Source organism: Cellulomonas sp. P4_B5_2 (assembly GCF_056402235.1).
Genome location: NZ_JBFUHU010000205.1, coordinates 1 through 6673, shown reverse-complemented (window position 1 = coordinate 6673; position 6673 = coordinate 1). Strand labels below are relative to the sequence as shown.

The following is a 6673-nucleotide window of genomic DNA, read 5'->3' as shown; positions in this document are numbered from 1 at the left end:
GCTCGAGGCCGCCCTCGCCGACCAGGGCGCGCAGCGGCTGCGGGACGCGGTGGCTGCCAGCTGGGCGTTCGGGGTCGGCGACGCCGCGGTGCCCGTCGAGACCACGGTGGACGGTTGGTCCGCGGCGGCCGCCCGAGCCCGTGACCAGCTGCAGGGTCGGCTCGTGGAGGCCGGCGCGGTGCAGGCGAGGTCGTCCGCGCCCGCCTGGGAGGCCGCTCTGCTGCGGCTGCGGGCGCTGCTCGGGCCCGGCTTCGTGGCGCTGCCGCGGTTCGTCGCCCCGACGACCGCCGACCTCGTGGCGTCTCGGGACGATCCGGCGCTGCTCGGCGGGGACCCGCTGGCGGTGGAGGTCTGGCTGACCCGGATGGAACGGGTGCGGGAGCCGCTCGCGCGGCTGGGGATCGCGCTGCGCGAGGCGGAGGCGCTCGGCGGACCGGTCGTCTCGCTGGGTGCCGCGCAGGTGCCGCACCGGCCGGGCGACGTCTGGAACGCGCTGCCCGCCGATCACTACGTGGACGGCGCGGTCTCCGTCGCGCTGTCCGGCGTCGAGCTCGTCGTGCCGGGTCGGGAGCTCGCCGGACTCCTGGTCGACGAGTGGACCGAGGTGATCCCCTCGGCGACCGAGACCACGGGCGTCGCCTTCCGCTACGACCCGCCGGAGCTCATGGCCCCGCAGGCCGTCCTGCTGGCGGTGCCACCGGTGGTCGGCGAGCCGTGGACGCTGGGCACCCTGAACCAGGTGCTCGTCGAGACCCTCGAGCAGGCGCACCTGCGGGCCGTCCCGCCGGGCGCGCTCGGGGCCGCCCGGCAGTACCTGCCGGCCACCGTGCTCGCCTTCAACGCGGACCGGGACGCCGTGTCGACCAACCCGAACGCCCTGACCACCCCGGTGGGCGGCTGACATGGCCTCGATCACCACGTTCTCCCGGCTGGAGCCGGAACCGCYGCGGCCCGACGTCATCGACGGCGCCACCGCGCCCGTGCAGGACCCGCTGTGGCTGCTGGCCCGGCAGTGGCAGGTGGGGGAGTTCGCCGGCCACGACGGCGGCACCCCGGTGCTGGCGCGCTGGCGCGGCGAGGCCTCCCGACCCACCCGCTTCGTGGCCGGTCCGGTCCCGCCCGAGACGACGCTGCAGGCACCGAGGTTCGACGCGATGGCGGCCCCGCTCGAGACGCTCGTCGAGCGTGCCGGGGCGCCGCTGCCGACGACCGCGGCGTCCGCCGAGGGCCTGCGCCTCGCCGTCGACACCGGGCGGTTGTTCCTGCGGGTCCTGGCCCAGCAGACCACGTCGCGCGACTACGGTCCCGACGTCGTGCGGGCGTTCGCGGTGCCGGAGCCCGCGCCGGAGGTGCTGGCGACCCTCGACCCCGCGACCGCCGGGTTTGCGCGCCTGCACGCCGGCCGCAGCGTCGACGGGCGGCGGCTGCGCGGCGAGCTGCAGGGTCGGGACCTGATCCGCCTCGGCGTCGAGATCGCCCAGGCCGACCGCGCCGAGCTCCGGGCAGCCGGTGCCGACTGGCTGCGGCTGGTCGCGGGGCTGTTCGCGGACGCCGATCCGGACGCGACCAGCTGGCAGCCCACCCGGTTCGAGCACACCGCGTCGTTCGCCACCCGCAGGCCCGCCGAGCCGGCGAGCGAGATGACCCTGACCGCCCACCGCTACGACAGCGACACCCTCGACTGGTACGAGCTGGACGTCAACGGGGACGTGAACCTGGGGACCACCCCTGCGGAGGTCGGCCAGGCGGTCACCCGCACGGTCATGCCCGCGCCCGTCACGGCCCCGGGTCTGCCCGCCCGCCGGTTCTGGGAGCTCGAGGACGGCCGGCTCAACCTCGCCGCGCTCCAGCCCGCCGAGACGGACCTGGCCCAGGTTCTCCTCATCGAGACCCTGTCCGGCTACGGCAACGACTGGTTCGTCATCGGGGTGGAGCTCCCGGTCGGCCACCTCGTGTCGTCGACGTCGCTGGTGGTCACGGACACGTTCGGCGCCCGGACGCTGCTGCGGCCGCACGGCCACCACCGGCTCGAGTCGTCCAGCCGGTGGGGGCTCTTCCAGCACTCCAGCCCGTCGAGCGACGGCTCGGAGGGCGTCCCGATCACCAACCTGCTCTACCTGGCACCGCGCCTCGCCCAGCCCGTCGTGGGGCCGGTCGTGGAGCAGGTGGTRCTCGCCCGGGACGAGCAGGCGAACCTCGGCTGGGCCGTCGAGCAGCTCCAGGAGTCACCGCTCCAGGTGGGCGTCGAGCTGAGCGCGGCGCGGCCGCCCGACCTACCCGGCGACCCCGACGAGGCGCCCGACTACCACCTGGCCCAGGCGCCTCCGCCGCACTGGGTCCCGCTGCTCCCCGTACGCGTCGACGGGACCGAGCAGGTCGTGCTGGCCCGCGGCTCGGTGCTCGAGCTGTCCGGGGGGCGCCGCGTCGTCAGCAGCGTGACCCGGCTGCTCGGCGGCGGCCCCGACGGTGCCCTGCTGATCCCCGAGGAGGAGGTGCCCAGCGGGGGCATCGTCGTGCAGCGCACCTACCAGTCGGCGCGCTGGGTGGACGGGTCGCTGCACGTCTGGGCCGCCCACCGGACCAGCGTGAGCACCGGCCTGCCGCCCAGCGGGGTCCGGTACGACTTCCTGGTCGAGTAGACGGTGCTCAGGGCGGGTCGGTGACCGTGACGATCCCGCGGGCCCCCCGCTCGGCGTCCGACATGACGTGGCTCACGAAGGGGTAGTGCCCCGCCTCGGCGAAGGTGACCTCGACGAAGCCGCCCTGGGCACCGGCCAGGTCGAGCGCCTGCGAGCCACCCGTCCCGGTGCTGCCACCGTCCCGGAGCAGGTACTCGCCCTCCTTGAAGACGGTGTGGAACTGGCCGCCGACCACGTGGAAGGAGGTGCCGACGTCCGGCCCCGCGGCGAGGACCCAGAACCGCACGGTCTCGCCCGTGCGGGCCGACAGCGGCCGCGCGGCGTACTGGTTCGCGTAGCCGTTGAACACGACGAGATCGGGCTCCCGAGCCTGCAGCTTCGCGGCGTCGACCTCTCCGCCCTGCGCGCCGAGGTAGAGCTCCGACTGGATCAGCGCGTACTCGCGGTCGACGGTGGCCAGACCGGGCGGGTCGATGATGACGGCCCCGAACATGCCGTTGGCGATGTGCATCGACATGGGCATCGTCGAGCAGTGGTAGAGCCAGATGCCCGACCGCGTGGCGGTGAACGTGTAGGTCAGACGGCCACCCGGCTGGATGGTCCGCATCACCTCGTCGGGACTGATGCCGCCTGCGTGGAAGTCGACGGAGTGCCCCACCGTGCCCTCGTTCACCAGGGTGATCTCGAAGACGTCCCCCACGGAGCCGCGCAGCGTCGGCCCGGGGACGGTGCCGTCGAAGGTCCACAGGGTCTGCGTCACGCCGGGGGCGACCTCGGTCTGCACGTCCCTCACGGTCAGGGTGCGCCGGTGCACGGTGGTGCCCGCGGCGGGCGGCACCGTCGCGTCGCGGGCCACGAAGCCGGCCTCGGGCTCCCTCATCGGGTCGAGCTCGTCCGCGGCCGAGGCCCCTGTCGCGTCGACGTCGTGACCGACGTGCTCGGGAGCGCCCACCGCGACGACGTCGAGGTCCATGCCGAGCAGACGATGGCCGGCGATGGAGCACCATCCCTGCACGTCGCCGCCGATCGGGCCGACCGTCACCACCTCGCTCTCGCCCGGCTCCAGGGACGGCGACACCAGCCCGGTCTCGAGCACGAGGTTGTGCACCATGTCGTCGCGGTTGGTGAGGGTGATCACGAGCTCGTCGCCCACCGGGACCTCGACACGGTCGGGCACGAAGCGGGTGTCCACCATCTCGACGGTGACCTCGGTGGTGTGCCCGGTCGCGTGCACGGGCGCGCCCTCCTGCGCCGAGGCGGTCTGCGGGCCCATGGACGGGGGATCGACGACGATGCCTGCGGTCACCGTGAGCAGCACGGCGGCCGCGGCCACGAGGATCCGGCCGGTCGCGCGCGGCGCGGGGACGGGGGACCGCTCTCCGGGCGCCACGCGCACGAGCGGGAGGGCGCGGACCCGCCGGTTGGTGCGCAGGGCGCGGGCGAAGAGCACCAGGAAGCTGGCCATGCAGCCCACCACCAGCAGCGACAGGGCCACGGTCAGGCTGCTGCTCACGGGCAGCACCGACACGCCGAGCGCGGCGTTGACGGTGACGACCCGGAACAGGCCGCCCCGGTCGAGCTCGGCCGCGGTGGCCTTGGCCGCCGCAGGGCCGCCGCCGAGCACGACGGGCACCAGGTAGCTGAGCGCGCCCAGGAGCACCTGCGCGGCGAAGCCCACGGCGAGGTACGGCACGAGCGCCTCGACGCGGGCGGCGGCGACGGTCCAGCTGGGGGCGAGCGCCACCTGGACGGCGAACCCGAGCGTGCAGAGCGCGAACCAGGCGAGCGCGGCGCCCAGGCTCCAGCCGGCGTAGGTGACGGCGGGTGCGCGGCGCAGGTGGCCGACGGCCTCGCGCAGCACCCGGCCGAGCGCGAGCAGGTAGACCAGCACCCCCAGGGTCACGACGAGACGCAGGTCGGTCAGGCAGCCGAGCGCCAGCAGCCCCAGGCCGCCCATCAGCACGGGCAGGGTCGGCCCGGCGGCCGCGGTCGCTGCCTCGACCCTGGTGTGCAGCACGGTGGGCCACAGGAGGGCGATGGTCCCGATGACGGCCAGCCCCACCCAGCCGAGCAGGTTGAGGCCCAGGTGCCCGAGGAACAGGCGCTCGTAGTCCTCGCCGCCTCCGTCCAGTCGGGCCATCAGCACGCCGAGGGTGACCCCGACCGCGAGCATCAGGGCGCTGGCGGCGTAGTAGCGGACCAGGGGGGAGAACCGCGCCGGGAGCGCGCCACGTGACTGGCCGACGATCACCACGGCGTGCGCGACGGCGTTCAGGCCGACGAGGATCCCGCCGGCCAGCACGAGCCCGAACGCGTCGACGACCATGCCGGTCATGACCAGGACGGCACCGACCGTGTGGGCCGCCAGGCGCAGACCCAGCGAGAGCCGGTGACCGAGGGCTCGTCGCCGCAGCAGGGTGTCCGCGAAGTGCTGGCTCCAGATCAGGATGGCGGTGCTCACCGCGCCGAGCAGCAGCAGGTGCACGAGCAGCCAGCCCGACGACGGCAGCATCCGGTGCAGCAGGGTGCCGAGCGCCGCCGCGAGCAGCCAGGCCGGCACCAGGATGCCCGTGAGGACGTGCCACATCCGGTCCCTCATCGCGTCCCCCTCAGCACGGACGCGACCGCGACCACCACGAACAGGAGCACCGCCACGATGTTGAGTGCCCCGCCCCACTGCACCAGGGCGGGGTGACCGTAGGCGTCACCGAGCAGCACGCGGGCGAGCAGCGAGACGTGCAGCAGCGCTGCGGGCACGTACATGACCGGGCGGTACGGCAACGGGCGGCGCAGCACCGCGGGAAGGATGGTCGGGGCGTGCGCCATGATCATCGACATCACGAAGCCGAGGAATACGGCGTGCATCATCGCGTCGTACGCGGGGCCGGCGTAGACCGGCCCCTGCACCAGCCAGATGCCGCCCACGACCACCAGCCAGACGTAGCCCGCCAGCAGGCAGCACGCCATGTACCGCGGCAGCCCGGCCGAGCGCACGGTGCGGGTGGCGACGTCGTGCCGGGACAGCCAGCCCACCACGGCGAGCATGCCCAGGCCGAGGAGCGGGTACCCGGCGACGGGGAGGACGAGCGCTACGACCGCACCTGCGGCGAGCCCGAGGCCGATGCCGAACAGCCACTGCTCGGCGCGCTGGTCCACCGACGGCGACAGGCGCGAGAGCTCGAGCCGCTCACCGGCGATCGTGAGCACCAGGTAGAGGATCAGCAGCGGGGCGAGCTGGGGGATGCCCAGGCCACGCCACCACAAGGCGGTCGCCATCAGGCCCATCAGGGCGCCCACGACCTGCACCGCGGTGGCCACCGAGGACTGCCTGCGCCAGATGGCGGCGTAGGCGACCAGCAGCACGGCGCTGCCGCCCACCAGCAGGACCTGGCCCACGACCACCGGGAGCGGCGAGACGAGCGCGATCCCGCCCGCGCCGAGCAGGCCGGGCGCGAGGTAGGCCCACGGCCGGCGTACCGCCACCGCCCGTTCGAGCGTGACGACGGTGCCGACGAACCCGAAGACCATCAGCGGCCCGTGCACCTCGGCGAGCCGGAGCGAGTCGACGGGCGCCGCGAGGCCGAGGAGCACCAGGGCGCCATCGAGCCCCGCGAGCAGGGCGAACCCGCCGAGAAGCAGCAGGCCGAGCCGGGCGGGGACCCGGGGTCGCGTCGCCGTGCCGGTGCCGGGGCGCCGGGCGGGGCTGAGCGTGGTCATCCGCGGCGGGCCGGTGCCGGCGTTACAGCGCGCGGGTGAGGCGGACCGTCCAGGCGTCCGGTCCGCTCTCCAGGTAGGAGACGGCGAAGTCGCCGGGGCGGCTGCGCTCCAGCTGAGCGAGCAGCGGCAGCGGGTCGTGCGGGGCGATGAGGTCGAGCGCGAAGCCGGGCTGGATCGCGCCGAGGGCGCCGAAGATCGAGGCGTGCCGGACGGCGTGCGGGATCGTGCGGGCGTCGAGGACGATGCTCGGGGCGTCGTCGTGGCCGCACTCGCAGGCGTGCTCGACGGGCGACTCGGCGGCGACCGCGCCGGGGCGG

The 6673-nt window shown here is 74.8% G+C and carries 5 protein-coding genes; 2 read left to right on the top strand and 3 right to left on the bottom strand.

Annotated features, from left to right (window positions below; translation table 11 throughout):
• Both AC1DUQ_RS14810 and AC1DUQ_RS14805 read left to right on the top strand, forming a co-directional pair.
• On the top strand, positions 1-901 hold a 901-nt coding region (locus AC1DUQ_RS14810), incomplete at its 5' end, for a hypothetical protein (RefSeq protein WP_477074042.1).
• 1 nt (position 902) lies between these two features.
• A complete protein-coding gene (locus tag AC1DUQ_RS14805; RefSeq protein ID WP_477074041.1) occupies positions 903-2639 on the top strand; it encodes a hypothetical protein in 1737 nt (578 codons plus the stop codon).
• 7 nt (positions 2640-2646) lie between these two features.
• On the opposite strand, the gene AC1DUQ_RS14800 is transcribed toward AC1DUQ_RS14805, so the two are convergent.
• From AC1DUQ_RS14800 to AC1DUQ_RS14790, 3 genes are all read right to left on the bottom strand, one after another.
• Positions 2647-5238 carry a multicopper oxidase domain-containing protein gene (locus AC1DUQ_RS14800; protein ID WP_477062376.1) on the bottom strand — a complete coding sequence of 864 codons (2592 nt, stop codon included), beginning with the start codon at positions 5236-5238 and terminating at the stop codon, positions 2647-2649.
• Positions 5235-6356 (bottom strand): hypothetical protein, encoded by a 1122-nt coding sequence (locus AC1DUQ_RS14795; RefSeq protein WP_477062377.1) that lies wholly within the window; start codon positions 6354-6356, stop codon positions 5235-5237. The genes AC1DUQ_RS14800 and AC1DUQ_RS14795 overlap by 4 nt, the downstream gene beginning before the upstream one ends.
• 22 nt (positions 6357-6378) lie before the next feature.
• The coding region (locus AC1DUQ_RS14790; RefSeq protein ID WP_477074040.1) for a DUF2249 domain-containing protein at positions 6379-6673 on the bottom strand (295 nt) is incomplete at its 5' end.

Bases quoted from the DNA above. Each gene is read 5' to 3' on its own strand.
- AC1DUQ_RS14800 (WP_477062376.1), bottom strand. From the start codon at position 5,238: ATGAGGGACCGGATGTGGCACGTCCTCACGGGCATCCTGGTGCCGGCC.
- AC1DUQ_RS14795 (WP_477062377.1), bottom strand. From the start codon at position 6,356: ATGACCACGCTCAGCCCCGCCCGGCGCCCCGGCACCGGCACGGCGACG.